The 26,211-nt window shown below is 71.1% G+C and carries 25 protein-coding genes; 10 read left to right on the top strand and 15 right to left on the bottom strand.

The genetic code is table 11. The annotated features are described in order from the left end of the window. The first annotated feature begins 22 nt into the window (after window positions 1–22). On the top strand, window positions 23–988 hold the full coding sequence (locus ACEXOR_RS04460) for a DUF4349 domain-containing protein (RefSeq protein WP_374848187.1): 966 nt from the start codon (window positions 23–25) through the stop codon (window positions 986–988). 66 nt (window positions 989–1,054) lie between these two features. Here the strand turns inward: ACEXOR_RS04460 and ACEXOR_RS04455 are convergent, their stop codons facing one another. The 3 genes from ACEXOR_RS04455 to ACEXOR_RS04445 are packed head-to-tail and all read right to left on the bottom strand — an operon-like array spanning window position 1,055 to window position 3,949. Beyond that, window positions 1,055–2,302, bottom strand: a complete 1,248-nt coding sequence (locus tag ACEXOR_RS04455) for a glycoside hydrolase family 3 N-terminal domain-containing protein (protein WP_374848186.1) — start codon at window positions 2,300–2,302, stop codon at window positions 1,055–1,057. Further along, on the bottom strand, window positions 2,299–3,477 hold the full coding sequence (locus ACEXOR_RS04450; protein ID WP_374848185.1) for an acyl-CoA dehydrogenase family protein: 1,179 nt from the start codon (window positions 3,475–3,477) through the stop codon (window positions 2,299–2,301). The genes ACEXOR_RS04455 and ACEXOR_RS04450 overlap by 4 nt, the downstream gene beginning before the upstream one ends. 49 nt (window positions 3,478–3,526) lie before the next feature. Beyond that, the gene (locus tag ACEXOR_RS04445; protein WP_374848184.1) at window positions 3,527–3,949 is read right to left on the bottom strand and encodes an META domain-containing protein; all 423 of its coding nucleotides are present in this window, start codon (window positions 3,947–3,949) and stop codon (window positions 3,527–3,529) included. 231 nt (window positions 3,950–4,180) lie between these two features. Here ACEXOR_RS04445 and ACEXOR_RS04440 point away from each other — a divergent pair, with 231 nt between their 5' ends. Further along, window positions 4,181–6,112 (top strand): chymotrypsin family serine protease, encoded by a 1,932-nt coding sequence (locus ACEXOR_RS04440; RefSeq protein WP_374848183.1) that lies wholly within the window; start codon window positions 4,181–4,183, stop codon window positions 6,110–6,112. Window positions 6,113–6,206: 94 nt separating this feature from the next. Here ACEXOR_RS04440 and ACEXOR_RS04435 read toward each other — a convergent pair whose 3' ends face one another. Genes ACEXOR_RS04435 through ACEXOR_RS04420 form a run of 4 tightly spaced genes read right to left on the bottom strand, consistent with a single transcriptional unit; the run spans window position 6,207 to window position 10,484 of the window. Next, window positions 6,207–7,256 carry an LLM class flavin-dependent oxidoreductase gene (locus ACEXOR_RS04435; protein WP_374848182.1) on the bottom strand — a complete coding sequence of 350 codons (1,050 nt, stop codon included), beginning with the start codon at window positions 7,254–7,256 and terminating at the stop codon, window positions 6,207–6,209. Continuing rightward, window positions 7,256–8,239 (bottom strand): ATP-grasp domain-containing protein, encoded by a 984-nt coding sequence (locus ACEXOR_RS04430; protein WP_374848181.1) that lies wholly within the window; start codon window positions 8,237–8,239, stop codon window positions 7,256–7,258. The genes ACEXOR_RS04435 and ACEXOR_RS04430 overlap by 1 nt, the downstream gene beginning before the upstream one ends. A gap of 9 nt (window positions 8,240–8,248) precedes the next feature. Next, a complete protein-coding gene (locus tag ACEXOR_RS04425; RefSeq protein WP_374848180.1) occupies window positions 8,249–8,773 on the bottom strand; it encodes a gamma carbonic anhydrase family protein in 525 nt (174 codons plus the stop codon). A 19-nt stretch (window positions 8,774–8,792) separates the two neighbouring features. Further along, complete coding sequence (locus tag ACEXOR_RS04420; protein ID WP_374848179.1) at window positions 8,793–10,484, bottom strand: cation:proton antiporter; 1,692 nt, start codon at window positions 10,482–10,484, stop codon at window positions 8,793–8,795. A gap of 43 nt (window positions 10,485–10,527) precedes the next feature. On the opposite strand from ACEXOR_RS04420, the gene ACEXOR_RS04415 reads away from it, so the two are divergent. Both ACEXOR_RS04415 and ACEXOR_RS04410 read left to right on the top strand, forming a co-directional pair. Further along, entirely contained in the window at window positions 10,528–10,941 is a 414-nt protein-coding gene (locus ACEXOR_RS04415; RefSeq protein WP_374848178.1) for a DUF3592 domain-containing protein, read from the top strand. An 11-nt stretch (window positions 10,942–10,952) separates the two neighbouring features. Further along, window positions 10,953–12,179, top strand: coding sequence for a low temperature requirement protein A (locus ACEXOR_RS04410; RefSeq protein ID WP_374848177.1), 1,227 nt, complete (start codon window positions 10,953–10,955; stop codon window positions 12,177–12,179). Here the strand turns inward: ACEXOR_RS04410 and ACEXOR_RS04405 are convergent. Further along, the gene (locus ACEXOR_RS04405; protein ID WP_374848176.1) at window positions 12,176–12,406 is read right to left on the bottom strand and encodes a helix-turn-helix domain-containing protein; all 231 of its coding nucleotides are present in this window, start codon (window positions 12,404–12,406) and stop codon (window positions 12,176–12,178) included. The two genes, ACEXOR_RS04410 and ACEXOR_RS04405, sit on opposite strands and share 4 nt — an antisense overlap. Beyond that, window positions 12,406–12,882 (bottom strand): DUF2975 domain-containing protein, encoded by a 477-nt coding sequence (locus ACEXOR_RS04400; RefSeq protein WP_374848175.1) that lies wholly within the window; start codon window positions 12,880–12,882, stop codon window positions 12,406–12,408. Before ACEXOR_RS04400 ends, ACEXOR_RS04405 begins: the two co-directional genes overlap by 1 nt. A 93-nt stretch (window positions 12,883–12,975) precedes the next feature. Between ACEXOR_RS04400 and ACEXOR_RS04395 the strand changes: the two genes are divergently transcribed. The 3 genes from ACEXOR_RS04395 (at window position 12,976) to ACEXOR_RS04385 (ending at window position 15,252) form a co-directional block, all read left to right on the top strand. Next, entirely contained in the window at window positions 12,976–13,842 is an 867-nt protein-coding gene (locus tag ACEXOR_RS04395; RefSeq protein WP_374848174.1) for a ferritin-like domain-containing protein, read from the top strand. A gap of 77 nt (window positions 13,843–13,919) precedes the next feature. After that, on the top strand, window positions 13,920–14,456 hold the full coding sequence (locus ACEXOR_RS04390; protein ID WP_374848173.1) for a VOC family protein: 537 nt from the start codon (window positions 13,920–13,922) through the stop codon (window positions 14,454–14,456). After that, on the top strand, window positions 14,449–15,252 hold the full coding sequence (locus ACEXOR_RS04385) for a MerR family transcriptional regulator (RefSeq protein ID WP_374848172.1): 804 nt from the start codon (window positions 14,449–14,451) through the stop codon (window positions 15,250–15,252). Before ACEXOR_RS04390 ends, ACEXOR_RS04385 begins: the two co-directional genes overlap by 8 nt. A gap of 41 nt (window positions 15,253–15,293) precedes the next feature. On the opposite strand, the gene ACEXOR_RS04380 is transcribed toward ACEXOR_RS04385, so the two are convergent. The 4 genes from ACEXOR_RS04380 to ACEXOR_RS04365 all read right to left on the bottom strand — a co-directional run bounded on the left by ACEXOR_RS04380 (window position 15,294) and on the right by ACEXOR_RS04365 (window position 19,743). Next, the gene (locus ACEXOR_RS04380) at window positions 15,294–16,970 is read right to left on the bottom strand and encodes an AMP-binding protein (protein ID WP_374848171.1); all 1,677 of its coding nucleotides are present in this window, start codon (window positions 16,968–16,970) and stop codon (window positions 15,294–15,296) included. Window positions 16,971–16,982: 12 nt separating this feature from the next. After that, window positions 16,983–17,195 carry a hypothetical protein gene (locus ACEXOR_RS04375; RefSeq protein WP_374848170.1) on the bottom strand — a complete coding sequence of 71 codons (213 nt, stop codon included), beginning with the start codon at window positions 17,193–17,195 and terminating at the stop codon, window positions 16,983–16,985. A gap of 50 nt (window positions 17,196–17,245) precedes the next feature. Beyond that, a complete protein-coding gene (locus tag ACEXOR_RS04370) occupies window positions 17,246–17,986 on the bottom strand; it encodes a hypothetical protein (protein WP_374848431.1) in 741 nt (246 codons plus the stop codon). A 143-nt stretch (window positions 17,987–18,129) separates the two neighbouring features. After that, window positions 18,130–19,743: a DUF7059 domain-containing protein gene (locus tag ACEXOR_RS04365; protein ID WP_374848169.1), complete on the bottom strand. Its 1,614-nt coding sequence runs from the start codon at window positions 19,741–19,743 to the stop codon at window positions 18,130–18,132. Window positions 19,744–19,771: 28 nt separating this feature from the next. Here ACEXOR_RS04365 and ACEXOR_RS04360 point away from each other — a divergent pair, with 28 nt between their 5' ends. From ACEXOR_RS04360 to ACEXOR_RS04350, 3 genes are all read left to right on the top strand, one after another. Beyond that, on the top strand, window positions 19,772–21,367 hold the full coding sequence (locus tag ACEXOR_RS04360) for a carboxylesterase/lipase family protein (protein ID WP_374848168.1): 1,596 nt from the start codon (window positions 19,772–19,774) through the stop codon (window positions 21,365–21,367). 70 nt (window positions 21,368–21,437) lie between these two features. Next, entirely contained in the window at window positions 21,438–23,192 is a 1,755-nt protein-coding gene (locus ACEXOR_RS04355; RefSeq protein WP_374848167.1) for an EAL domain-containing protein, read from the top strand. A gap of 46 nt (window positions 23,193–23,238) precedes the next feature. Then, entirely contained in the window at window positions 23,239–23,997 is a 759-nt protein-coding gene (locus ACEXOR_RS04350; protein ID WP_374848166.1) for an HAD-IIB family hydrolase, read from the top strand. On the opposite strand, the gene ACEXOR_RS04345 is transcribed toward ACEXOR_RS04350, so the two are convergent. Next, window positions 23,966–24,574 (bottom strand): DUF2127 domain-containing protein, encoded by a 609-nt coding sequence (locus ACEXOR_RS04345; RefSeq protein WP_374848165.1) that lies wholly within the window; start codon window positions 24,572–24,574, stop codon window positions 23,966–23,968. The genes ACEXOR_RS04350 and ACEXOR_RS04345 overlap by 32 nt on opposite strands. Continuing rightward, window positions 24,571–26,169 (bottom strand): Na+/H+ antiporter, encoded by a 1,599-nt coding sequence (locus tag ACEXOR_RS04340; protein ID WP_374848164.1) that lies wholly within the window; start codon window positions 26,167–26,169, stop codon window positions 24,571–24,573. The genes ACEXOR_RS04345 and ACEXOR_RS04340 overlap by 4 nt, the downstream gene beginning before the upstream one ends. Window positions 26,170–26,211: the final 42 nt, after the last annotated feature.

The following is a 26,211-nucleotide window of genomic DNA, read 5'->3' as shown; positions in this document are numbered from 1 at the left end:
AAGCGCCCCTAGCGTGAGCGGCATGAGACGAAAGATCCTCGCTTCCACCGCCGGTGTGCTCGTCATGGGGCTCGCCCTCACCCTGTCGGGGTGCTCTAACGGGTCGAGTTCCTCGTCGGGGCCGGTCGGGGTGGCCGAGCCGGGCCGGGTCGACCCCGGGTCGCCGGCCGACGGCGGCTTCGCGCAAGACGACTCGAGCGCCGAGAGCGCGGACGGCTCCGCCGCCGCCGCCGACCAGAGCGTCATCACCACCGGGTGGATCTCGGTGCGGGTCGACGACCCGATCGTGGCCGCCGACCAGGCCGTGTCACTCGTGGCCGAGCTCGACGGGCGCATCGACTCCCGTTCGCAACAGGCAGGCAGCGACGACCAGCGGGCGAGCTCCTCCCTCACCATCCGGGTGCCGGCCGACTCGGTCGACGAGGCGGTCGAGCGGCTGCGCGAGCTCGGCGACGTCGACTCGGTGTCGATCAGCGCGAGCGACGTCACGCTGCAGGTGCGTGATCTGGATGCGCAGATCACCGCATTGCAGGCATCCGTCGACCGGCTGCTCGCGCTGGTGGGCAGCGCGGCCACGACGGCCGACCTGATCGAGCTCGAGACCGCCATCTCCGACCGGCAGGGCCAGCTCGACAGCCTGAAGTCGCAGCAGCAGTACCTCGCCGACCAGATCGACTACTCCACCATCACGCTCGACCTGCAGCAGAAGGGCGCGCTGCCCTCGGCTGCTCCCGGCGACTTCTGGAGCGGGCTCGCCACCGGCTGGGCGTCGCTCGGCGCGGCGGCCTCGGGGCTGCTGGTGCTGGCGGGCGTGCTCATCCCGTGGTTGCTTCCGCTCGCGGTGATCGCGGCTGTGATCGTGCTGGCCGTGACGCTCACGCGCCGCCGCCCGCGCCGCCCGGCCCCCGCGGCGACCCCCGCGGCACCGACCCCCGCCGAGCCCGCACCCGCACCCGCACCCACACCCACACCCACCCCCAGCGAGTAGCCACTCGTCCCGAATCGGGCCGAAAAGCCCGCAGACCCACCCAAACAGGACGAGTCGCGGGGGCGGCTACGGGGTGGGGTGCTGCTGCACCCAGAGGATGCGGCGCAGGGTGAGCACGCGCAGGGCCGCCTCGTCGACGCGCTCGGCGGGGATGGTGCCCGCACGCACGCCCGCCGCGAGCGAGGCCACGAGCGGCGGCAGATCGAGCGTCGTGTCGTAGAGCAGCAGGTCGTTGCCCGCCCTGAGAGCCGCCGCCGCGTTCGCCGAGCGATCGGCGTAGGCGGGCACGCCCGACGACTCGAGCATGAGCAGATCGTCGGTCACTGCGACGCCGTCGAACCCCAGGTCGTCCCGAAGGATGCGGTGCCACTCCGCCGACAGCGATGCCGGCGCCGGGTCGACCGCCGTGTACGCCAGGTGCCCGAACATCACCAGCTCGGCTCCCGCGTCGATGCCCGCCTCGAACGGGGGCGCCACGTCGGTGCGCCACTGCTCCAGCCCCATCGAGGTCGAGGGGACGGAGGTGTGCGAGTCGCCCGCCGCCGCCCCGTGGCCCGGAAAGTGCTTGAGCGTGCTGAAGACGTGCCCGCGCTCGGCCGACACCGCGGCGGCCACCCGGGGTGCGGCCGACGCCGCATCCGTGCCGAGCGCGCGCTCGAAGATGAACGAGGCCGGATCGGCGGTGACGTCGGCCACCACACCGAAGTTCACGGTCATGCCGGTGGCCTGCAGCAGGTCGGCCCGTGAGGCGAAGGCCGCGCCTGTGGAATCGGCCGGCTCGTTCTTCAGGGTGACCGCCGACGGGAACACGTCGTCGCCGAGCCTGGCCACGATGCCGCCCTCCTCGTCGATGGCCACGAGGGTGCCGAGACCCTGGCTGCCGGTGAGTGACGCGGTCAACGCCGCCGCATCGGCGCTGGACCCCCGCACGTTGTCGCCCAGCAGCAGCAATCCCCCCGGCTGCTCGGCCGCGAGGTACGCGTTCAGGGTGACCGGGTCGGTGCCGCCCACGTGCACCATGAACAGCGATGCGAGCTTCTGTTCGAGCGTCATCGTCGACAGCCGCATCTCGGCATACAACCGGATGCGCTCCCGCGGCGCCATCACCGGGAACGCAGCGCGAACCCGGCCCGCCCCGGCCGCCTCGACCCCCGACGACGCCGAATGGCCCGCCACCGACCCGGGCGAGCCGGCCGGCCCCGGCGATGCCGACGACCCGAACAGCACCAATCCCGTGCATCCCGCCGCCGTGATCGCCACCGCCACGAACATCGCCGCGAGCGCCCAGGCCCGCCCACGAACCCCGCCGCTCACTCCGGCACGGGCCCGAGCAGCGCGTTGGCGACCGTGGCGTGTGCCGACTCCCCGTCGGACGGGTGGAACAGCCCTGCCACCACGTCGCGGTACAGCCGTCCGAGTTCGCTCGACGACGAGATCGCCGATCCACCCGACACTCGCAGCGCCTGATCCACCACGAACCGGGCGCTCTCGGTGGCGCGCACCTTCAGGCCGACGAGTGCCGGGAACCAGGCCGCCCCGCGGTTCTCGAGCCGGTCGACCGCGGCGGCGAGCACCTCGATCTGCGGGGGGATGCCGTCGTGCGCGATGGCCGCCTCGGCCACCTTCCACCGGATGTCGGGGTCGAGCGCATAGGCCCGGCCGGCTGCCTTCATCGACGTGCGCCGATGCGCCGCTTCGACGGCCAACTCGATGGCACGCTGGCTGATGCCCGTGTACACGGCAGCGACCAGCACCTCGAAGTTCGCGAAGATGCCGAAGACGAGCGGGTCGGCGCTCGGCCCGGCCGGCAGCTTCCGGAAGACACGCGAGGGCACCGCCACCGCATCCGTCAGCACCGTGGTGTTGCTCTGGCTGGCGCGCATGGCCAGCGTGTCCCAGTCGGAGAGGGTCTCGACGCCCGGCTGCCGGTCGAGGAACGCGTGCACGAGCAGCGGCGCCGCAGGGTCGGAGTCGTCGAGGCCGAACACCCCGAGCCTCGTCCACACCGGAGAGAGCGAGGTGAAGATCTTCGTACCCGTGAAGGCATACGACCCATCAGACCGGGGCACCGCCCGGGTGCGGGAGCCGAAGAGCACCAGGTCGTTGCCCGCCTCACTGTTGCCGAAGGCGAACACCTCGCCCGCCACCGCGTCGTCCAGCAGCCAGGCGAGCGAGTCGTCGCCGCGATCGAGCAGTACCTTCGCCGTGCCCGTCCACACGAGATGCATGTTGATGGCCAGGGCCGTGGCCGGCGCTGCCGTGGCCAGCCGGGTCTGCTCGCGAGCGACCCGCTCCAGGCCGAAGCCGAGCCCGCCGAGCTCGACGGGCGCGAACATGCGCAGGTAACCGACTTCGGTCAGCTCGCGAAGATCATCGAACGGGAAGGTGTTCTCCCGGTCGTGCACCGCGGCCCGAGAACGGATGCGCGCCAGCAACGCGTCGTCGACCACAGACTCGGCGGCCGGCAGTGCAGACAGGGGAAAGACCATGCATCCACGCTACCGCCGCCCCCTGACAGGCACCGGACGACGAGGTTCCCTACTGCCGGCGCAGCTCCACGATCTCGGCCCCCGCCACATCCCGCGTCGTCATCACGTCGCCGTCGACCACCGCACTCCCGAGCTGGGAGAACGACACGGTCACCCCCATGCACGCCCGGAGGGTCGATGGGTTCAGGGAGAAGGTCACCTCGTCCGTGTCGAACGTGGCGGTGCCGCTCACCCCGTTGCAGCCGTCGCTCCCGGTCACGGCACCCGCCTCGTCGATCGTCAGCCACGCTTCCTGTGGCGCATCCGCTCGCCACTCGCCCGACACCGACGCCGGCCCCGCCGCCGAACTCGAACCCGGCTCGGGCGCCTCCCCCGCGCCGCTCGAATCGGTGGCCGGCGACGATGCGCAGCCGGCTATGGCGAGCACCGCGAAGGAGAGGGCGGCGAGCGAGAGAACGGGACGAGAAGACATTTCCCCATCCGATCAGTCAAAACGCACCAGCACAACAAACCTGCGAGTTTCTTCGCAGTACCCCTGTCTTCTCGGACAGTTGTTGTATATGGTCGAGAGCCGGGGGAAGTTTCATTCAATTGAACTAGTGCTATGCCCCCGATTGCATATATATGGAACCAGGGGAAGTCATAGATGACGTTGAAGAAGAGACTTGCGTATCTCGCAGTCGGTACAGTTGCCATCGCCGGAATGACCGGCGCATTCGGGCAGGTCGCCTTCGCGGCTGACGGAGACGATGTCGCACCGACATCCGGCCCGGCCTTCGACACGCTGGCGCAGTCGCTGCTGGTCGACGACCAGATCCAGGCCGTGGCCAAGGGCGCTGACGGCGACGTCGTGATCTACAGCACCGTGCCGGCCGACCAGATCGCGTCCGACGCCCGCTCGCTCGTGGAGTCGAAGAGCAACGTGACCGTGCGCGTTCTCGACGCACCGCTGCAGGCATACGACACCGATGATGTGGTCGGCGGAGCCGGCTACTTCGCCGGAGCTCCCGGCGCCTCGTCGGGCGGCTTCTGCTCGATCGGCTTCACCGGCTGGTCGCCCGAGGGCGACCCCGCCGTGATCTCCGCCGGCCACTGCACGCTCGACGGCACCGCGACGCAGAGCATCCTGACCCTCCCCTCCGGCGACCCTGCCGGCGGCGGCGCGTCGGACAGCTCCGAAGCCGAGCCCACCCAGAACCTCGGTGTTCTCGCCTTCGCGCAGTTCGGCGGAGCGGACAACTCCCCCGGCACCAAGGGCGACACGAAGAGCGTCGACATCTCGACGATCGACGTGACGAACGACGACCTGTCGCTTCTGCCCGAGGTCACCGACTGGAGCACCGCCGCCAGTGAAGACCTCTCCGCGTCGACCATCACGGTCGACTCGGTCGGCTCCGCTCAGCTCGGTCAGCCGGTGCTCAAGAGCGGCCGCACCACCGGCTTCACCACCGGAACGGTCGACTCCGTCGAAGGCTGGGCGACCATCACGAACGACGCGGGCGAGAAGCGCCAGGTCTACGGCTTCGGCAACCTGCTGAAGGCGGCACCCGGTGACTCGGGTGGAGCCATCATGCAGGGCGGCGCTGCTGTCGGCGTGCTCTCCGGCGGTGGCGTCGTCGACGGCCAGGACTTCGTCTGGGCTGCCGACCTCAAGGCCGGCCTCGCACTGACCGGCGGCTACGCCGTCGCACTGCACCTCGACGCACCCACGCTGACCTCGCCCGCCGACGGCGGCAAGGTCGCGACCAGCGCAGCCATCACGGGTACGGCTCCGGCCGGCTCGACCGTCTTCGCCGCGCAGGGTTCGGGCGCACCGTTCAAGACCACCACGGCGGCTGACGGCACCTGGGCGTTCCCCGCTCCGGCCGAGGAAGGCGACTACACCTACACGGTCTACGCCGAGCGCGGCTTCGACAAGTCGGCCAGCAGCACCTTCTCGGTCGAGGTCGTTCCGGCCTCTCCGCTGTTCACCTCCCCGACTGACGGCGAGTCGGTCGTGACCTCGGTCTCGGGAATCAGCGGCAAGGGCGAGCCCGGCGCCGTCATCACCCTCACGGGTGACGTCGAAGGCACCACCACGGTCGGTGCCGACGGCACCTGGAAGTTCGATGTGAAGCTCGGCTACGGCCAGTTCGCCGTCAACGCCACGCAGACCGCCGATGGCTTCACCTCGCTCGCCTCGACCGTGAAGTTCGCGGTCGTCCCGGTCGCCCCGGCCATCACCGACCCGGTGAACGGCTCCGGCTACGACCAGGGCCAGGGCCCGACCTCGGTCAGCGGCACCGGCATCGACGGCGCCACCGTCACCCTCGCGGTGAACGGTTCGCCGGCCGGCACCACCACCGTGGCCAACGGCACCTGGAAGATCGCCCTGGTCGGCCAGCTGGCCGCCGGTTCGGTGAGCATCACCGCGACGCAGACGATCAACTCGGCCGTCAGCGCCACCGCCACCTCGACGATCGCCATCACGGCGGTCAACGCGGGCAGCACCCCCGCCGGTAACGGTTCGAACGGTTCGCTGGCCAACACCGGCGCCCCGGTCGCACCGCTGGCGGGTGGAGGCATCGCCCTCCTGCTCGCTGCCGGCGGCCTGCTCCTGGTGGCCCGCCGCACCCGCGCAGCCCGCGCGGAGTAACACCGGGTGAGTCCGGCCGGCGTCATCCGTCGGCCGGACTCACCACGAAGGGGCGGTGACCACAACGGTCACCGCCCCTTCTGCATGCCTGGCCTCAGCCCGCTCGCGCCTCGAGCTCGCGCACCCGCGGGATGACCTGCTCGCCGAATCGCTCCATCTCGCGCAGGTGGGGCGAGAACTGAAGCAGCAGCAGATCGACGCCGGCCTCCGAGAACGAGCGGATGCGACGCGCGACCTGGTCGGGAGTGCCCACCAGGTTCGGCCGCAGTCCCCGGTTCGACACCGAGTAGTCGCGCAGGTCGACGGCGGTGTCGAGCTGCGACTTCGACACGAAGTCCTGGTACGACTCGTAGGCCGCTCCCCCGCGCACGTCGGTGATGCGCTCGAGCTCGGCCTGCGCCTCCTCCTCGGTGTCGCGCACGATGGCGTAGGCCGCCATGCCGAACGCCGAGAAGGGCGTGGAGGTCACCGCTGCCCGCCGCGCGGTGAGGTCGGCCACCTTCGCCCGCAGCTCGTCGGGCGTGCCGCCGTGGGTGACGTAGGCGTCGGCGAACCGCGAGATGGCCTGCTTGCCGCCCTCGCTTTCGCCGCCCGCATAGATCGTGGGCGCACGTCGGGGTTTGGGTGAGAGGTAGGTGCCCTCGAGCGAGTAGTACTCGCCGTCGAAGCTGAACGGCGTCTCGCTCCACAGTCCCTTCAGCACCGACACGAACTCGAGGCTGCGCCGGTAGCGGTCATCGTGCTCCGAGAAGATGCCGCCGTACTGGCGCGCCTCCTCGGCCCACCAGGCCGACACCACGTTGAGCGAGAAGCGGCCGCCCGAGATCTCGTCGATGGTGGCAGCGCGCTTGGCGGCCACCGCCGGCAGGTGATAGCCCGGCCGGATGGCGGTCATGATCTCCTGCGTCGAGGTCACGGCCGCGATCGCCGCCGCGAGCTCCCACGCGTCGAAACTCGGCGCCTCCTGGCCCTTGATGTCGTTGAGGTTGAGCTCGGCGATGAGCGTGAGATCGAAACCGATGCGCTCGGCCGTCTGCGCGATGCGCTTGACGTGCTCGAAACTGAACGGCGTCTCCTCGTCGTCGACGTTGCGCAGCCACCCACCGAAAACAGGGGTCCAGTACCCGAATCGCAGGCCGGCCATCAGGCGCTCACCCCGGTGAGCGAGGCCGAACCGGATGACGCCAGCAACCCGCCGAGGAACTGGGCGATGCGCCGCGGCCCCGACACCGGACTCGACGCCTCGACGTCGGGGTTGTAGTTCGTGTTCGTGTTGATGTCGTACGTCACGCGCCGCCCGTCGAGCGTCTCCATGAACTCGATGCCCGCGATCTCGATGCCGTTCACGGCGAGGAACTCCTCGTACCGCGCCACCAGCGGGTCGGTCTCGAAGCCGTCCCGCACCGAGAACAGGGGTGCCGAGCCGGGCACTGCGCAGGCATCCGCCGGGCACAGCTCGAAGCTGCCCGCCGACGTGTCGACGCGCACGGCGTACACGAAGCGGCCGCCCACGAACTCGGCCCGGGTGATGAAGGGCTCGGCGGCGACGAGGTACTCCTGCAGCAGGGTGATGCCGTCGATCGGCTCCTCGAACTCCGGGCCGGCCACGTAGGCGTCGAACTGCTCGTACGAGTCGAAGCGCCGCACTCCGAGGCCCTTGCCGCCCTGGTTGTGTTTCGAGATGAACGGCAGCCCGAACTGCCGCGCCGCCGCCGGCAGCCCGCCGCGGCCGAACACGGCGACCGTTCGCGGCACGTCGAAGCCCGCTTGCGACAGCAGCAGGTGCTGAGCGATCTTGCTCACCTCGAGGTCGATCACGGGCAGCCCGGAGGCCGACGACGCCCCGGGGTTGCCGTTCACGACCCGGGCGCCGCCGGCCTGCAACCACGCCAGCACGGCGCGGGTGTATTCCTTCGCGTGCGGGTTGCCGCGGGTGTGCGCCGACGCGCTCATCCGTGACCAGTACACGCCGGGCGCAGGTGGCGACGAGAGATCGATGCCGCCGAACGGCGACTCCTCGGTGAGCAGGATCTCCTCGAGCGGCACCCCCTCGGCCTCGAAGGCGGCGGCGAGCGGCGGCAGCCACTCCGGGTTCTCGTGGATCACGAACACGCGTGGTGCAGACATCCTCCGAGTCTAGGTACCGTCCTCGACCACCGCGCGGGCGTGGGCCGTCACATGCCCGAGATATGTCTCCGCGTTACGACGGATGCCGGCACGCTCGTCGTCGCCGAGCGACCGGCGCACCTTCGCCGGAACTCCCGCCACGAGCGACCCCGGCGGCACCACGGTGCCCTCGAGCACCACCGCCCCGGCGGCCACGAGCGACCTCTCACCGATCACGGCGCCGTTCAGCACCGTGGCGTTCATGCCGATCAGGCAGTCGTCCTGCACCGTGCAGCCGTGCAGAACCGCGCCGTGGCCCACGCTCACCCCCGAGCCGATGACCGCCGGATGACCGGGGTCGACGTGCACCACCACGTTGTCCTGCAGGTTGGAGTTCTCGCCGAGCACGATGCGGTCGCCGTCGGCGCGCAGCACGGCGCCGTAGAACACGCTCGAGCCCGGCGCCAGCTGCACGTCGCCGATCACGGTCGCCGTCGGCGCGATCCATGCCGTGCCGTGCACCGCCGGCGTGTGCCCACCCACCGTGATGATCAAGTCGTCCTCCTCTGGCTGCTCACAGCCGGTCGCCGAGCCGCGACTCGATGGCCGCCTCCTGGTAGTCGAGCTTCTTCAGGTAGTCCCTCGCCGCCTCGTCGTCGAGCTGGTTGCGGTCGCGCTCCCGGAGGATCGCCAGTCGCTGCGCCCGGATGACCCGCCGCTGCAGCGCCCCCATCTGCTGCCCGAACTCCGTGGTGGCGGGGTCGACCTCCCGCTCCGCCTGCTCCGAGCGCTGCGCCACGCGCTCCTCGAGCCCCTTCACCACCTCCGGGGGCAGACCGGGCGGCGGGTTCCGCATGAACTCGGCGAATACCTCCGTCGAGGCCTCCCGGGCCACCGTGACGGCGTGCTCCGCCTGCTCCAGGTCGATGGCCTCCTGTTCGGGGTCGCTCAGCTTCAGCGAGCGGATCAGCACCGGCAGCGTCAGCCCCTGCACCAGCAGGGTGCCCACGGCGACCGTGAAGGCGATGGCCTGGATCTCCGCGCGCCCCGGGAACGGCGTGCCGTCGGCCAGCGCGAGCGGCACACCGGCGGCGGCGGCCAGCGTCACCACGCCCCGCATGCCGGTCCACGACACCACCACGCTCTCCTTCCACGACAGGAAAACGGGGAACTGTCGCGGCTTGCGCCCGCGGGCCGCCCTGGCGGCGTTCTCGCGCTCGATTCGCGCGCGCATCCGTTCGTCGCTCGCCACCTTGCGCCGCATCAACCGGTCGGTGACGATGTTGCGCCCGAACGACGCGAACACCCAGACGGGCCGGATGAGCAGCACCACGACGAGCACGAGCAGTGCTGCCCCGAACACCTGCCAGAGCGAGTCGTCGCCACCCGCCTCCTGAACGTCCTGGATGACGAACCGCAGCTGAAGCCCCATGTAGGCGAATACGAAGGCCTCGAGCAGCACGTCGATCGACGACCACACGTCGCGCTCCTGCAGGCGGGTGGCGTAGCCGGCGCGCCGCGAGGTGGCGCCGATGGCGAAGCCCGCCGCCACCACCGCGAGCACGCCGGAGGCCTCGAACTGCTCGGCCAGCAGGTAGGCCGCGAACGGCACGATCAGGCCGAGCACGGTCTCCAGCGGCGGGTCGTTCAGGAAGCGACGGATGAGCGTGGCCACCCCCGCGAGCACGAGACCCACTCCGATGCCGACGCCCGCGCTGTAGAGGAACAGCAGCACCGGGCTGTCGATGAAGGCGTGCGTGCCCACCACGGCCGACACCGCGATGGAGAACAGGGTGAGGGCGGCCGCGTCGTTCACGAGGCTCTCACCGGTGAGGATCGACATCACCCGTCTCGGTAGGCCCAGCTTCGTGCCGATCGCGACGGCCGTCACCGCATCCGGGGGCGCCACGATCGCGCCGAGCACGATCGCCGTGCCGAGGGTGAGCGCCGGCACGACCCACGAGGCGAAGACGCCGACCACCAGCGCCGTGACCACCACGAGGCCGACGCCGAGCCCGATGATCGGCCGCAGGTTCTTCAGGAAGGAGATGAACGAGAAGTTCAGGGCCGCCGAGTAGAGCAGCGGCGGCAGCACGATGCCGAGGATGATCTCGGAATCGAGCTCGAGGCCGGTGAACCCCGGGATGAACGAGGCCGCGAAGCCCACCAGAGTGATCACCAACGCCGGCTGCAGGCCGCGCCGCTGGGCGATTCCCGTCACAGCGATCGCGCCGACGATCACGAGCAGGAGCTGAACGCCGTTCATGCCGACACTCTACTGACGCCACGCCAGCCAATAGGGTTGCAGCATGGACGATCCGGTCGACGCAGCCTCGTTGATCACCGAGCTGTTCAGCTGGATCGGGGTGGCCCTCGGCGCGGTGCTGCTGGTGGTGGGCTACGTGCGCGGTGCGTTCTACCGCAACTGGCCCGAGACCCTCGGGGTGGTGGTGCTGAACGACAGCGGCGCGCTCGTGTACCGCTGGCTGGGTGACGACGGCGCTCTCTACGAGGCTCCGTGCGATGACGATCAGTCGCACTCCCCCGAGCCCGGAGACGACGTGACGGTGCACGTGAACCCGCGCGACCCCGCCATCGGGCGCATCGACGACCCGTCGCACGAGGGCCGGGCCCTGCGCACCACGGGCTGGATCCTGCTCGCGCTCGGGGTGGGCGCCGTCGTGGCGCAGTTCGTGCTGCTGATCGTCACCTCGGGGCAGTGAGCGAGGGTGGCGTGAGCGGGGCCTCGAGCACCGCCGCCGCTCCCCCGGGCCGGCGCCGCGCCATCGTGCCCGTGCTCCGGATGCGCGGACGCAGCATCCACGAAGAGGGTCGCGTCTCCACGCCCCTCGAACTGCTCTTCGACCTCACCTTCGTGGTGGCGGTGGCCTCAATCGTCGCCCAGCTGGCGGCGGCCATCGCCGAGAACGAGATCTCGTCGGCCCTGCCGAACTTCCTGATGGTCTTCTTCGCCATCTGGCTGGCCTGGCTCAATTTCACCTGGTTCGCCTCGGCGTACGACACCGACGACGTGCCCTACCGGCTGCTCACCATGCTTCAGATGGGCGGCGTGCTCGTGCTGGCCTCCGGGGTGCCGGGGGCCTTCGACGACGACGACTGGCGTCTCATCACGCTGGGTTACTTCATCATGCGGCTGGCGATGGTGGCGCAGTGGCTGCGCGCAGCAGTTCAGGATGCCGACGGCCGATCGACGGCGCTGGGCTATGCGATCGGCATCTCGGTGGTGCAGGCCCTCTGGATCGTTCGGCTGTTCGCCACCGCCGGCTGGCCGACCGCAGCGCAGACGGCCGTGTTCGTGCTGCTCGCGCTCTGCGAGCTGGCCGTGCCGGCCTTCGCCGAGCGCAACCGTCGCATCGCCTGGCACCCGCATCACGTGGCCGAGCGCTATTCGCTGTTCACCATCATCCTGCTCGGTGAGTCGGTGGCGGCCTCGAGCTCGGCCGTGCAGGGCGTGCTGAGCGCGGGCTCGGCCACCGGCGAGTTCGTGCTCGTGGCCGCCTCGGGCCTGGCGCTGCTGTTCGGTCTGTGGTGGGTGTACTTTCTCGAACCGGCCCACGAGGGGCTCGAGCGACGGCGCTCCTGGTCGTACTTCTGGGGCTACGGGCACTACCTGCTGTTCGCCGCGCTCGCGGCGCTGGGTGCCGGCCTCGAGGTGGGCGTCGAGTCGATCGGCCACCACGTCGAGGCGCCCGTCACGGTCGCGGCGTACGCGGTGGCGGTTCCGGTTGCGGTGTTCGTGGTGCTGATGTGGGTGCTCTACCGGCCGCTCACGGGGCCCACCGTCATCCCGCCGGCGCTCAGCCTCGGTGCCGCCGTGATCCTGCTGCTGCTCCCCCTGGCGGCTCCGGCGCTGTCGCTGGGGGTGGTGGTGCTGCTGATCGCGGTGGTGGTGGCCGCCGTGGTCGCCGTCACCGTCGTGCTGCGGCGCGCATCCGCCTAGGGCTGCTGCCCGCCCGGGCTGGCGTTGTCGACGTAGCTCAGGATGTCGCCCGGCTGGCAGCCCAGCACCGAGCAGATGGCGTCGAGCGTGGAGAAGCGCACCGCCTTGGCGCGGCCGTTCTTGAGGATGGAGATGTTCGCCGGGGTGATGCCCACGGCGGCGGCGAGGTCGCCGACCGACATCTTCTTCTTCGCCAGCTCCACGTCGAGGTTGATGACGATGGGCATCACACCACCTCGGCGAGCTCGTCGTGCAGCTCGGCCGCGGCGTGCAGCAGGTGCCGCATCACCGTGACCAGGAGCGCGAGGGCGCAGGCCGCGGCGGCGACCGCGGCGGCGAGCACCACCACGGTGAGACCCTCGGAGCTGCCGGCCGCACCCGTGGCGAGCAGGTAGACCAGGCCCACGGTCGACAGCGCCGCGCCCACCGACAGCGCACCGATGGCGATGTCGACCCAGCGCTCGGAGTGCCGGCCGGTGGCGAACAGCCGTGCATCGCCCGCGAGGCCCACGAGAGCCCACACGCACACCAGCACCACCTCGATGCAGACGAGCCCCAGCACGGTGAGCACCGCGACGACGGTGGCGGCCGGGTCGACGAGCACGGCTCCGGAGAGCTGCCGGGTGAACACCTGAGCGAGAACGGCCCCCGCGAACAGCAGCACGAGCATGGCTCGGAGCGCGCCGATGAGCGGTCGTGACATTGTGCCTCCTCGGCTGAATTTCTATCGAAAGTCGTGCATTTCATATCGTTATTCGATACGTTAACCGCTCACAGACTACCGCAAGGAGCGATCATGACGACGCACGAATTCTCCGAGACCGGGCCTTTCACCGCGTGGGCCGAGTACTTCTCGCGCAACACCGCCCGGCACGACCGGCTCGATCGCACCATCCCGTGGGGCGCGATCTCGCCGCTCCCGGCGGCCGACATCGCAGCGATCGCCCGGTCGCTGCAGCGCTTCGAGCTCGGCGAGAGCGGCGAGGGCGAAGGGCTCCGGTCGAAGGCGCGCCGGCGGTTCGACCGCGACTACGACACGGCGCTGGAGCTCTTCGTGGCCGAGGAGCAGAAGCATTCCGCCCTGTTCGGCCGGGCGTTGCGGCGGTTCGGAGTGGGCCCGCTGCACGAGCACTGGTCGGATGCCGCGTTCGTGCGTCTGCGCCGGCTGATGGGCCTGCGCACCGAGGTGACCCTGTTCCTGATCGCCGAGACGGTGGCGCTGGAGTACTTCGCCGCGCTCGAACGCTCGGCCGACCCGGTTCTGCGCGGGGTGGCGCGCCGGGTGCTCACCGATGAGGTCGAGCACATCCGTTTCCAGATCGCACAGCTGCAGGTGGGGCTCCGGCGTGTGCCCGCGGGCGTGCGGATGCTCGCGGCCGCGGCCGCCTGGGTGGTGGCGGCCGGGGCGGCCACGGTGGTGGCGGTCGACCACGGGCCGGCGCTGCGGGCGGGAGGCCTGCGGCCCGCGGTGTTCTGGGGCCGGGCGATGCGGCACTTCCGGCGGGCGGCCGCGAGCGCGTTCCTGGGGCGCGGGACAGGCGCGGGTGCCGCGGCGGTGATGGGCCCGAGCGCTGTGACGACCGGCGCTGTCGTGGCCGGCGCTGCGACGACCGGCCCCGTCGCCGAGCGGCGCGCATCCGGAATCGAGTCGGCTGTCGCCTAGTCGTGCCGGGCCAACCGGTTGGTCCCAGAGCTCCCCGAGTTGACCCTCACGCTGCGTCAGGGCAGAGCATGGAGCCCATGAGCAACTATTACGACGCCTTCGAGATGAGCCCGGTCCCGGCCCCCAGCCCCGACGCGGTCGCGCCTGAGCCATTCCACGGCATCTACGGGATGCCGTCGTTCGTGACGATCCCGACAACCGACCTGGCCGCTTCCGTCGACTTCTGGACCCGCGGCCTGGACTTCTTCGAGCTGTTCACCGCGCCGGGCACGCTCGTGCACCTGCGCCGGTGGGCCTTTCAGGACGTCCTGCTGGTCCCGACCGCGTCGGCTCCGGGTGAGGTACCGCCGGTGAGCTTCAGCTTCGCGTGCGTCCTGAACCAGATCGACGCCCTCGTCGCCGCGTGCCGAGCCCACGACGCGGGCGTGGTGAGCGAGCCGCGGGACACGCCCTGGGGCACCCGGGATGTCGAGGTGATCACGCCGGAGAAGGTGCGGGTCGTCTTCACTGCCGCGAAACCCTTCGAGCCGGCCGGCCAGACCGCCAAGAACCTCGAAGCGATCGGCATCACCGCCCCGGACACCGAGGGCGAGAAGAATGGAGTGCATGCCTGATGACAGCGACGCCGTGCACCTGACCGTCGGTCAGGCCGCAGCGCGCCTGGGCGTGACGGTCCGGACGCTGCATCACTGGGACGAGATCGCCCTTGCGAGGCCGTCGTCACGGTCAGCTGCCGGGTACCGGCTCTATGCCGAAGGCGACCTCGAGCGACTGCGGCGCATCGTCGTCTACCGCGAGCTGGGGCTCGACCTGGAAGCCATTCGGAGCGTCCTCGACGATCCGAGTGCGGCTGTCGTCAGTGCGCTGCGTGCCCAGCAGGCCCGGCTTGCGGCGCGGATCGAGCATCTCAGCAGGCTGGGCGATGACCTGGCCCGGATGGTCGACGCCCACGAGCACGGGCTGCTCATGACCGCTGAGGAGCAGACCGCGACGTTCGGGCCTGGATGGAATCCGCAGTGGCCGGCTGAGGCGCGGCAACTCTACGGCGATACGCCGGAGTGGAGGCACTACGCCGAACGCTCCGCATCACGCACCGTGGACGACTGGCAGGCCGTCGCCGATGCGTCGGCCGCGCTTGATCAGGCCCTTGCCGACGCCATGGATGCTGGTGTCGAACCCGGCAGCCCAGCCGCGGACGCTCTCGTCGAGCTGCACCGCGAGGTATTCTCCGCCTACTTCCCGATCACCCGGCAGATGCAGGTCGTCCTCGGCCGCATGTATGAAGCCGATCCCGCATACACCGCACACTACGACGGCGTCCGCACCGGGCTCGCCTCGTGGTTGCGTCGCATCATCGACGCCGGCGCACGCGCGCGTGGCATCGACCCCGACACCGCCACCTGGCAATAGGAGTCGCTGGTTGCGGTCGCGCGCGTGGCGGCCGACGGCAGCTAGAGCAGCGCCTTCAGCTCGCGGCGCAGCACCTTGCCCACGTTCGTCTTCGGCAGCTCGTCGCGAAAGACGATGCGCTTGGGTCGCTTGTACCCCGCGAGCTCGCCCTTGAAGTACTGGCGCAGTTCGTCCTCGGTGAGCGACGGGTCGGCCGGCACCACGAAGAGCACCACCACCTCGCCTGAGTGCTCGTCGGGCACCCCGATGGCCCCCGCGTCCTTCACCTTCGGGTGCGCCATCGCGACCTCTTCGATCTCGCTGGGGTACACGTTGAAGCCCGACACCACCACGAGGTCTTTCTTGCGGTCGACGATGGTGATGTAGCCGTCGTCGCTCATGGTGCCCACGTCTCCCGTGCGCAGCCAGCCGTCGGCGAGCACCTCGTCGGTGTTCTCGGGCTGGTTCCAGTAGCCCGCCATCACCTGCGGGCCGCGCACGCAGAGCTCGCCGGGCTCGCCGAGGGGCACGGGGTTTCCGTCGTCGTCGCGCAGCTCGATGTCGGTGGAGGGCAGCGGCAGGCCGATGGTGCCCACCCGCGGATGCTCCCAGGTGGGGTTCACGCACACCACGGGTGAGGCCTCGGTGAGGCCGTAGCCCTCGAGCATGTCGCTGCCGGTGGCCTCGCGCCAGGCCGTCGCGGTGGCGCCGCGCACCGCCATGCCGCCGGCCACCGCGAGCTTCAGCCGGGTGAAGTCGAGCGCCTTGAAGGCCTCGCTCTCGAGCAGCTGGGCCGCGAGCGTCGACACCAGGATGTAGACGGTGGGCTTGGTGGCGCCCAGCGTCTTCACCAGGTCGGCGGTCTCGCGCGGGTTCGTCACGAGCACGTTGTGCGAGCCGAACGCGAAGAAGGCCAGGCCGTTCACCGTGAGCGAGAAGATGTGGTAGAGCGGCAGCGCGGTGAGAATGGTCTCCTCGCCGGCTGTGAGCCGCAGCTTCATGGGCGCGAGCATCTGGGCCTGGTTGGCGAGCAGGTTGGCATGGGTGATCACCGCGGCTTTCGTGCCGCCCGTGGTGCCGCCGGTGTACTGCAGCAGTGCGGTGTCGCCGGCCGCCACGGCGGGCAGGGCGACGGATGCGCGGCGAGCGCCGGCCGCGAGGGCGTCACGGAACGAGATGGTGGCCTGCAACCCGTGCGCCGGAACCAGCTTGCGCACCCGCTTCACCACGAAGTTGGTGACCACGCGCTTCACGGGCGGCAGCAGGTCGCCGACCTCGGTGAGCACCACGTGCTTGAGCGACGTCTCGGCGATGATCTTCTCGAGCTTGTCGGCGAAGTTGGCCAGCGCCACGATGGCCACGGCGCCGGAGTCGATGAACACCTTCTTCATCTCGCTCGCGCTGTAGAGCGGATTCGCGCCCACCACCACGAGGCCCGCCTTGAGGGCTCCGTACACCGCCACCGGGTACTGCAGCAGGTTCGGGCTCTGCACCACGATGCGGTCGCCCTTGGCCAGGCCCAGCTCACCGATCAGGAAGGCGGCGAACTGGTCGCTCAGCCGCCCGACGTCGGCGAAGCTCAGCTCATGGCCGAGGTTGGAGTAGGCGGTCTTGTCGGCGAAGCGACGGCAGGTGGCGTCGACCAGTTCGCCGAGCGAACCGAACTCGGGCTCGCCGATGGTGGGGGCGAGCTCGGGCGAGAAGCTCTTCAGCCAGGGGCGACTGTCGTAGTCGTTCATTCCCGGCAAGGCTCAGAGAACCGTCGGAGCGCCGGTGGCGGGATCGGTGTCCGCGTCGTCGACGAGTTCCTGGTCCCACTCCTTCTGCGCCTGCTCGGCCTCGGCCCGCGTGTCGAACGGGCCGAGCGAAGGCGCACCCGGGAAGTCGTCGGGGTTGAGATCGGTGGTGACGTAGTAGGTCACGATGTCGTCTTGCTCGTGCTCGACGATGCGCAGGTCGGTCATACAGTCACCCTATCCATCCCGCGGCGCGCCGCGCTCATGAACAGCACGGGTCAGAAGTCGAAGCCGCCGCCGAAGTCGCCCCCGCCGAAATCGCCGCCGCCACCGAAGTCGCCACCACCGAAGTCGCCGCTTCCGCCCGACCAGTCGCCGCCGCCGTCGCCCGCCGCCGAGGCGTCGGTGCTGCCGGCGTCGCCCGCTCCGGCGTCGCCGCCGTCGGACCCGGCGTCACCGCTGCCGTCGCCGGTGTCGCCGCCGTCGGCCGCGGCCTGGTCTTCTCCGCCCATCGGCGGCAGGAAGGCGCTCACGAGCGCCGAACCGATCACGTAGCCCGCCACGGTGCCCAGCAGCGAACCGGCCACCATCGAGCCGAAGCCCATGCCGCCACCTCCGCCGGCGCGGCCGGCACCGCCGAAGGCGCGCTCCATGGTGCCGGGCTGGCGGATCTCGGAGCGGGTGGCCGCCTGCGCGAGCGATCGGGGATCGTCGCCGCGCGGCTGCTCGCCGGCCGGCGCGTTCTCACTGAGCTGCGTGAACAGGATGCGTCGCTGCTCGGGGGTCAGCTTCGTGAACGCCTCCTCGTGCACCTGTTCGATGGTCTCGGGCGGCGCGGTGCGGAGCAGATAGCGGTAGCGCTCGACCGCGATCTCGTCGTCGGAGCGCTGCGGGGCGTTCTGCGGATCGGCCGGAGCCGCCGGAGGCGCCGACCGGCCGTAGCCGGCCTGGGCCGGCGCACCGTACGCGGGAGTGTTCTGCGGTTCTTCCCGGCCAAGCAGTCGGTCAAGGAATCCCATGCTGATCGCTCCGATCTGCGCCGGCGCCGTGTGCCGGTCGCTCGACTCAAGTCTGGTCACGGCTTCTGTGCTTTGACTGTGGGCCCGCTGAAGCCGACCCGCCGCGTGCGACACCGGTCGCGACCGGTGCCGCGCATCCGGAGTCAGGAGGCCGGCAGCAGGATGGCGTCGTCGACGAGCGAGCGGATGCGCGGCACCAGTTCGCCCCGCAGCGCCGCCTCGTCGACCTCGAGCACCTGCGAGATGGCCCCGATGATCGCGGCGGCGGAGAGGTCGCCGTCGCAGGCGCCGATGAACGCGGCGAGCCCGGTGTCGAGGTCGACGGAGCGGGAGAACCCGCCGCCCTGCCGGAGCGTCATCACCACCGGGTCGTCGTGGCCCGGCCAGTAGTGCCGCTCCTCGGTGATGTCGGAGGCGTACACCAGCACCGCGGCCAGCACCTCGTCGTCGGTGCGGTGCACCTGCCAGTCGTGACCGGCGAGGCAGGCCGCGAGATGGGCGCCGAGGCCCACCGGGTTGCTGCCCACCGCAGCCTCGAGCCGTTCGTACCGGGCGAGCGTGGGAGCGGCCGGCCTCGCCGGGCCCGAGGGCTCCGGCGGCCGGCGCAGCAGCAGGTAGCCGAACCCCACCTCGCGCACCGAGCGCTCTTCGAAGTCGTCGAGCCACTCGGCGTAGAGCGCGTCGAAGTCGTCGGTGCCGGCCCGGGTGCCTCCGTCGCGGATCCAGGTCTCGGCGTACAGCGGGGCATCCTGCCGATCGCGTTCGATCACCCAGGCGTCCAGCGGCACGGGGCCGCCCTCGATCCAGCCGCGCACCCGCTCGAGCCCGTCTTCCGCTCCGTACTCCCAGTTGCCGAGCATCTGGGCGATGCCACCCGGCGTGAGGTGCTCGCCGGCCGAGCGCACCACCGAGGCCACCAGCGCGTCGCCCACGAGCCCGCCGTCACGGTACTCGTAAACCGGCACGCCCTCCCGCCGCGGGGTGATCACGAACGGCGGGTTCGACACGATGCGGTCGAACCGCTCCCCCACCACCGGCTCGAACAGGCTGCCATGCCGGAACTCGATGCTCGTCACCCCGTTCAGCCGCGCGTTGAACGCGGCGATGGCGAGGGCCCGGCGCGAGATGTCGGTGGCCACCACCCGGCGTGCATGACGCGCCGCGTGCAGGGCCTGGATGCCGCATCCGGTGCCCAGGTCGAGCACCGAGTCGACAGGCGAGGCGATCATGAGGCCCGAGAGCGTGGTCGACGCCCCGCCGATACCCAGCACGTGGTCTTCGTCGAGGGCGCGGCCGAGCACGGTCTCGCCGAGGTCGGAGGCGATCCACCAGCTGCCCGCCCCGAGCGTGTCGACGAAGCTGTAGGGGCGCAGGTCGAGCAGGGCCCGGTAGCCCGTGCCGGGTGCCGGCGCCTCGCCGACGAAGCCGAGCGCCACGGCGCCGTCGACCCCGAGCCGTGGCAGCGCCGCCGCCAGGTCGTCGGCCGACACCGTCTCGCCCAGCAGGAAGAGCTGCGCCAGCGTCATCACGGCTGAGACGCCCGATCCCGAGGCGCGGGCCCGCCCGATGGCGCGCGAGGCCGGCAGCCGCCGCCCGCGGAACAGGGCGGCCGCGGCCGACGGGCCCCACAGCCCGTCGAGCACGTCCACGCGGTACCGCGCCGCCACGAGGTCGTCGCGGAGGGCCTGCACCAGGGCGACGGATGCCGCGTCGTCGGCGGAGAGTGCGGCGGGCAGGGCGGGGGAATCGTGGTTCACCCCTCCATTCAATCGCTACAGTGGCCCCATGCCAGCCGCCCCGGGCGATCCGCTCCTCGTCGAGACCTCCTCGGGTGCCGTGCGCGGCACGCTCCGGCAGGGTCTGCGCAGCTGGCGGGGCATCCCGTATGCGGCCGCTCCGGTGGGACCGTTGCGCTTCCGGTCACCGCAGCCGGTCGCCCCCTGGCCAGGTGTGCGCGACGCGGTGCAGTTCGGCCCGGCTGCGCCGCAGCACGAGAACCCCGCCATGCGGCTGCCCGAAGGCCTCGGCCAGTCGGAGGACTGCCTGAGTCTGAACGTACTGGCACCGTCGCCCGATGCCGCCCTCGGCCCCGCCGCCGCTCCCCGCCCGGTGATGGTGTGGGTGCACGGCGGCGCCTACGTGGCGGGCACGAGCGCCCAACCGCTCTTCGACGGCACCCAGCTCGTGCAGCGCGGCGAGGTGGTGCTGGTGAGCGTGAACTACCGGCTCGGCGCCCTCGGTTTCCTCGACTTCTCGACCATCCACCCCGGCGAGGGCAACGCGCCGTTCGAACCCAACGTGGCGCTGCGCGATCTCGTCGCGGCCCTCACCTGGGTGCAGCAGAACATCGAGGCCTTCGGCGGCGACCCGGGCAACGTGACCCTGTTCGGCGAGTCCGCGGGGGCCGGGTGCGTCACCACGCTGCTCGCCTCGCCGGCCGCCGAGGGCCTCGTGCACCGCGCCATCGCCGAGAGCTCCCCCGCCACGAGCGTCTACGGGCTCGCCCGGGCCACGATGGTCGCCCGCCGCTTCCTCGGGCTGGTCGGCATCGATCCGGATGCGGCCGACGCCGGCGAACGGCTGCGCGCCCTGCCCGCCGAGCGACTCAGCGGCGCGGCCTTCGAACTCGTGCAGAACGTCTCGGCCGAGGCACCAGGCACGCTCGCCTTCGCGCCCGTGGTCGACGGCGAGCTCGTGCCCGCGCATCCGGTGCAGGTGTACGAGGCCGGCCGGCAGCTGCCGGTTCCGCTCATCATCGGCACCAACCACGACGAGGCGTCGCTGTTCCGCCTGATGAAGTCGCCCCTGATGCCCATCACGGCCGATTCGGTGCATGCCATGTTCGTGGAGCTGGCCGACGGGCATCCGGAGTTCGCCGACGTGGAGGGCCGGGTGGAGGCCGCGTACCCGCGCTTCCCCCGGCACCGCACACCCGCCGAGCTGTCGCGCGACGCCGGGTTCAGGATGCCCTCGGTGTGGCTCGCCGCCGCCCACAGCCGGGCGGCCCCGACCTGGATGTACCGCTTCGACCACTCCACCCCCGCCCTCACGCTGCTCGGCATCGGAGCCACCCACGGAGCCGAGATCGCCTATGTGTTCGGCACCTTGGCACTCACGCGACGCGACCCGAGCTTCCGCCTGGGCGGGCTCGCCGAGGCGCGCCGGCTGTCGGAGGCCATCCAGCGCCGCTGGCTGTGCTTCGCCGAATCGGGCGACCCCGCCGGCCTCACGGCGTTCGAGGGCGAGGCCGGGCCGGAGTGGCCGCAGTACGACACCGATCGCCGGGCGACGATGGTGTTCGATCACGGCGAGCGCGTGGTCGACGACCCCGATCGGGCCATCCGGGCGGCCTGGGGAGACACGGTCGTCGGCTTCGACTGACCCGTGTTTCTGGTCGGGCGGGGCCGCGGGCCGCTACGCTCAGCATCGGGCGGGGGTGGTGGCTGACGCGATGACTCGGTGGCGAGAGCGCACACGCACCCTGCTGCGAGGAGACTCACGGCCGTCCGTCCGCGCGCTCGGGTGGCTGCTCGGGGCGCTGATGCTCGCCGTCGTCGTCACACTGGTCGTACCGGGCGTTCCTCCCGTCGTCAGCACCGTCGTGCGGCTGGCCGCGGAGCTGGCCGTCGTGGCGACCTGCTGGACGGCGGTACTGCTCAGCCGGGGGCCGTCCGCAGCCCCGGCACTCGCCTCCGCGGCCATCACGACGGCGCTCGTGGCCGATGTGCTCGTGGGTGACGGCCGGGACGAGTCGACGCTCCTGGCCGACGTGGCCTATCTGGCCTTCTCGCTGCTGCTGCTCGCCGCCGTCGTCGTGCTGGCGAGCCGGCATCTGCGGAGCCGCAGCTCGGCCATCGTCTTCGACGCCCTGATCGGCTCGCTCGGGTTCGCCGCGGTGCTGGCGCTCGTGCTCACCCCGGTGTTCGAGGTGGCGGCCTCCGGCACCGGTACCGTGCTGATCGCGTTCTCGGTGGCGTTCCCCGCGCTCGACCTGCTGCTGCTGGCGGCGCTCGTGGGCCTGCGTGCCTCCGACCGCACCCACACGCCCTGGGTGCCGCTGGTGCTGGGGATCGCCCTGTTCGGGGTGACCGACGTGCTGTTCGCCCTCCGCTCGGCCGCCGGGGACACCGGCACCGGCACGCCCCTCGATGCGGGGTGGGTGGTGGGGGTGCTCCTGATCGTCGTCTGGATCTGCCGGAGCACCGAGCACCCGCATCCGGTGGTGCGTCGGGCTTCGGCCACCACCACCGGCACCCTGCTGTCCCTCGCGTCGATGGTGGCCGCCCTCGTGGTTCTCGTGGTGGGCCCGCTCGTGGGTGGTTCGGTCATCGCGGTCGCCCTGGCCACGGCGGCGCTGCTGGCCACCGTGGTGTCGGTGACGGTGCGGCGGCGGAGCGCGGCACTGAACGCCGAACGGGCGCGGCTCCGGCGAACGCTGAACCAGTTGCGCGACCCGGCCTCGCTCGAGCAGATCGTGGTGCTCTACCAGCCCAAGACCCGCCTGTCCACGGGAGCGATCGAGGGGGTCGAGACCCTGGCGAGGTGGAACCACCCCGGGCGCGGCCTGCTCGGCGCGGAGGACTTCGTGCCGCTGCTGGACGAGGCCGAGGCCACCGAGCAGTGGACCACGCGCATCCTGTCGCTCGCGCTCGACGACGCGGCACGATGGGCTGCGCGGGGCACCCCCCTGACCGTGGCCGTGAACGTCTCGGCGGCCTGGATCGGAGCGGAGGCCGCCGTGGCCGACGTGCTGCCCGCCCTCGCCCGCCGGTCGCTGCCGCCGTCGGCGCTCACGCTCGAGATCACCGAGCAGACCCAGGTGGCCGAGATCGACCAGGCGCTGGCGGCCCTGGAACCGCTTCGGGCTGCGGGGGTGCGGCTCTCGCTGGACGACTTCGGCACCGGGTTCAACTCGCTCAGCGCCCTGCACGGCCTGGCGGTCGACGAGATCAAGATCGACCGCAGCTTCGTCTCCTCGATGGAAACGGATGCGCGCGCCCAATCGCTGGTGCGGGCCACCGTCGGCCTCGCCCGTGAACTCGGCTGCGACAGCGTGGCCGAGGGTGTGCAGGAGGAGGCCCAGCGGTCGCTGCTGCGCGACATGGGCTGCACCTTCGCGCAGGGCTTCCTGATCGCGCCTCCGCTGCCCGCGAGCAGGATCGACGACCTGCTATCCTCGCCAGGAACCCAGCCCCCTTCGATCTGACGGCCCCTTCGGCCGGGCCGGATCGCGACGCGAGGAGTACTCCCCTGTGACGACGAACGTCCGCCTGGTCGCCTTCGACCTCGACGACACGCTCGCGCCCTCCAAGGCGCCCCTCGACCCCCGCATGGCCGAACTGCTGGTCGAGTTGCTCGACGCTGTACCAGTGTGCGTCATCTCGGGCGGCCAGTTCGGCCAGTTCGAGTCGCAGCTGGTGGCCAACCTCCCGGCGGAGGCGGGCGACCGGCTCGAACGCCTGCACCTCATGCCCACCTGCGGCACCCAGTACTACCGCTACGAGGGCGGCTGGACGCAGGTCTACGCCGAGAACCTCAGCGACGACCAGAAGCAGCGCGCCCAGCAGGCCCTCGAGTCCGAGGCCAAGCGCCTGGGCCTCTGGGAGACCGAGACCTGGGGCCCCGTGCTCGAAGACCGCGGTTCGCAGATCACGTTCTCGGCGCTCGGGCAGGCCGCCCCGGTCGACATCAAGTCGGCCTGGGACCCGTCGGGCGAGAAGAAGGAGCGCCTGCGCGCCGCCGTCGCGGCCCTGCTGCCCGACCTCGAGGTACGCTCGGGCGGGTCGACCTCGGTCGACATCACCCGCGAGGGCATCGACAAGGCCTACGGCATGAACCGCCTCTCCGAGCTCACGGGCATCGCGCTCGACGACATGCTCTTCGTGGGCGACCGCCTCGACGAGGGCGGCAACGACTACCCCGTGAAGGCCATGGGCGTCGACACGTTCGCGGTCGAGAACTGGCACGACACGGCCGCGTTCATCGAGGGCTTCCTGGCCGCGCGCCGCTGACGCCGGCTCCGGCTCCGTCGCCGGTGCCGGGCGGCTCGGCCGCGTCTGCACCGGGCGGCTCGGCCGCGTCTGCACCGGGCGGCTCGGCCGCTTGGCGTCGCACCATCCGCCACTCCCGCCACACCAGCCAGATGATCACGAGGTCGATCACGGTGAGCACGGCCATGCCCACGGTGGGCCTCACCACCAGTACGTACCCCTGATACAGCGCGAACGCGCCGAGCACCCCGAGCGCCCACGGGTACACCCATTGGAACCGCCGCAGCAGGCAGTACACCAGCACGAGCTTCACGATCCCGTGCAGCAGCAGGAACACCACCGCGAACAGGTGGTCTCCGGCCAGCAGTTCGTGGTCGGCCCGCCCCACCCAGTAGGCCACCGCGTTCAGATACGGATGCGGCCCCGCCTCCGAGACGGCGAGCGGTGCGATCAGCCGCGCCAGGGCGTGCGGGAACAGCAGCAGGGCCAGCCCCGCGAGCAGTTCGAGCGAGCCGTCCACACCCTTGAGCACGAGTCCCGCGCGATAGACGAACTGAAAGCGGCGCGAGCCCGCAGCGGCCCCGCCCGACCTGCTCACCGCGGCGGCTTCCCGATGTTGAGTTCCGTCTCCTCCACGTCGATCTTCGCCAGCACCGACTTCACGGCCCGCTCCTGGTACCGCCCCTCCGACCTCGCCTGCAGCACGGCCTGGCGTTCGGCCTCGATCATCAGGCGGCGCAGCCGGTTGTAGTCCTTCGCGGGCGGTTCGACGCCGTCGGGCGCGGGGTTCTCGAGCGCATCGGTGAGAAACCGGGCGTTCAGGCGCAGACGGTCGACCACTCGCTGGTCGACCGCATCCGTCACCTCGTTCTCGAGCCGGGCGAGACCCTGACTCTGGGCCTCGGCCATGAGCATGTGCACCTCGGTCATCTCCTGCGAGAAGTCGGGCGGCGGCAGGCGCAGGCGACGGATGACGAAGGGCAGCAAGGCTCCCTCGACGAGCGTGCCCACCACCACCACGAACGCGAGGAACTGCAGGAACGACCGCTCCGGCGTCTCCTCGGGCAAGAGGAACACCGCCGCGAGCGTCACCACACCCCGGATGCCCGCGAACGACACCGCGATGCCGTTGCGCCAGCTCCACCCCCGGTTGCGCAGCCACTGCGGGCCGTAGCGGTACACCGAGGTGGTGAGCATCATCCAGCCGAAGCGCGACAGGAAGATGGCGAGCAGCAGCACCACCGAGATGATCACCGTCGGCCAGAGCCCCGGGCCGCTGTCGGCCACACCCTGGAAGATGCCGAACAGGCTCAGCCCGATGAACAGGAACACGGCGTTCTCAAGCAGGAACTGGATGGTGCGCCAGTTCAGCGACTCGGCGATGCGCGACTCGGCGGTCTGGATGACCGGGGCCCGGAAGCCCAGGAACAGACCGGCCACCACCACCGCCAGCACCCCCGAGCCGTGCAGGAACTGCGCCGGGATGAACGCGACGTAGGGCGTGATGAGCGACAGGCTCGTGTCGAGCACGGGCGAGTGCAGCTGCTTACGGATGAACGCGAACACGAACCCCACCCCGAAGCCCACGCCCACCCCCACGGTGACGGCGATCACGAACTCGAGCCCGATGCCCCAGGGCGTCAGAGGCTCGGCACTCGGAGTGGAGGCGCTGATGATGGCGGCGATCGCGGCGTTCAGGGCCACCAGCGCGGTGGCGTCGTTGAGCAGGCTCTCGCCCTCGAGCACGGTCACGAGCCGGCGGGGCAGCTTGAGCCGGCCGGCGATTGCGGTCACGGCCACCGCATCCGTCGGCGCCACCACGGCCCCGAAGGCGAAGGCGGCGGCCAGCGTGATGCCGGGAATGATCCACCAGGCGGTGAGCCCCACGGTCAGCACGGTGAAGGCCACGAGCCCCACCGAGAGCAGCAGGATGCCGTCGCGCCGGGCGCGCACATCGGCGAACGAGGTGCGGATGGCGGCGGCGAACAGCAGCGGCGGCAGCAGCCCGTACAGCACGAGGTCGGGCTCCACCTCGATGGTGGGCACCCCCGGGATGAACGACACCACGGCACCCACTGCCACGAGCACCACCGGAGCCGACCAGCCCACGCGCCCCGCGAGCCCGGTGACGGTGACCGTGATGGCCACGAACGACACGATCCACACGATGGTTCCGACCGCGTCCGCCTCCATGCCCCCATTATGGCGGCCACCGGTTCCGGCCGGCACCGCCCC

The organism is Herbiconiux liangxiaofengii, assembly GCF_041927335.1.
GTDB classification, from domain to species: Bacteria; Actinomycetota; Actinomycetes; order Actinomycetales; family Microbacteriaceae; genus Herbiconiux; species Herbiconiux liangxiaofengii.
The sequence above is the reverse complement of the archived record's forward strand: the minus strand, read 5'-3'. Positions and strand labels throughout refer to the sequence as shown.

What these genes read in the sequence shown, in the direction of transcription:
- ACEXOR_RS04385 (WP_374848172.1), top strand. Translation starts at nt 14,449, where the DNA reads ATGCCTGATGACAGCGACGCCGTGCACCTGACCGTCGGTCAGGCCGCA.
- ACEXOR_RS04435 (WP_374848182.1), bottom strand. Translation starts at nt 7,256, where the DNA reads ATGGCCGGCCTGCGATTCGGGTACTGGACCCCTGTTTTCGGTGGGTGG.
- ACEXOR_RS04460 (WP_374848187.1), top strand. Translation starts at nt 23, where the DNA reads ATGAGACGAAAGATCCTCGCTTCCACCGCCGGTGTGCTCGTCATGGGG.
- ACEXOR_RS04380 (WP_374848171.1), bottom strand. Translation starts at nt 16,970, where the DNA reads ATGAACGACTACGACAGTCGCCCCTGGCTGAAGAGCTTCTCGCCCGAG.
- ACEXOR_RS04450 (WP_374848185.1), bottom strand. Translation starts at nt 3,477, where the DNA reads ATGGTCTTTCCCCTGTCTGCACTGCCGGCCGCCGAGTCTGTGGTCGAC.
- ACEXOR_RS04340 (WP_374848164.1), bottom strand. Translation starts at nt 26,169, where the DNA reads ATGGAGGCGGACGCGGTCGGAACCATCGTGTGGATCGTGTCGTTCGTG.
- ACEXOR_RS04415 (WP_374848178.1), top strand. Translation starts at nt 10,528, where the DNA reads ATGGACGATCCGGTCGACGCAGCCTCGTTGATCACCGAGCTGTTCAGC.
- ACEXOR_RS04440 (WP_374848183.1), top strand. Translation starts at nt 4,181, where the DNA reads ATGACCGGCGCATTCGGGCAGGTCGCCTTCGCGGCTGACGGAGACGAT.
- ACEXOR_RS04360 (WP_374848168.1), top strand. Translation starts at nt 19,772, where the DNA reads ATGCCAGCCGCCCCGGGCGATCCGCTCCTCGTCGAGACCTCCTCGGGT.
- ACEXOR_RS04405 (WP_374848176.1), bottom strand. Translation starts at nt 12,406, where the DNA reads ATGCCCATCGTCATCAACCTCGACGTGGAGCTGGCGAAGAAGAAGATG.
- ACEXOR_RS04375 (WP_374848170.1), bottom strand. Translation starts at nt 17,195, where the DNA reads ATGACCGACCTGCGCATCGTCGAGCACGAGCAAGACGACATCGTGACC.
- ACEXOR_RS04445 (WP_374848184.1), bottom strand. Translation starts at nt 3,949, where the DNA reads ATGTCTTCTCGTCCCGTTCTCTCGCTCGCCGCCCTCTCCTTCGCGGTG.
- ACEXOR_RS04355 (WP_374848167.1), top strand. Translation starts at nt 21,438, where the DNA reads ATGACTCGGTGGCGAGAGCGCACACGCACCCTGCTGCGAGGAGACTCA.
- ACEXOR_RS04390 (WP_374848173.1), top strand. Translation starts at nt 13,920, where the DNA reads ATGAGCAACTATTACGACGCCTTCGAGATGAGCCCGGTCCCGGCCCCC.
- ACEXOR_RS04395 (WP_374848174.1), top strand. Translation starts at nt 12,976, where the DNA reads ATGACGACGCACGAATTCTCCGAGACCGGGCCTTTCACCGCGTGGGCC.
- ACEXOR_RS04430 (WP_374848181.1), bottom strand. Translation starts at nt 8,239, where the DNA reads ATGTCTGCACCACGCGTGTTCGTGATCCACGAGAACCCGGAGTGGCTG.
- ACEXOR_RS04420 (WP_374848179.1), bottom strand. Translation starts at nt 10,484, where the DNA reads ATGAACGGCGTTCAGCTCCTGCTCGTGATCGTCGGCGCGATCGCTGTG.
- ACEXOR_RS04400 (WP_374848175.1), bottom strand. Translation starts at nt 12,882, where the DNA reads ATGTCACGACCGCTCATCGGCGCGCTCCGAGCCATGCTCGTGCTGCTG.
- ACEXOR_RS04370 (WP_374848431.1), bottom strand. Translation starts at nt 17,986, where the DNA reads ATGGGATTCCTTGACCGACTGCTTGGCCGGGAAGAACCGCAGAACACT.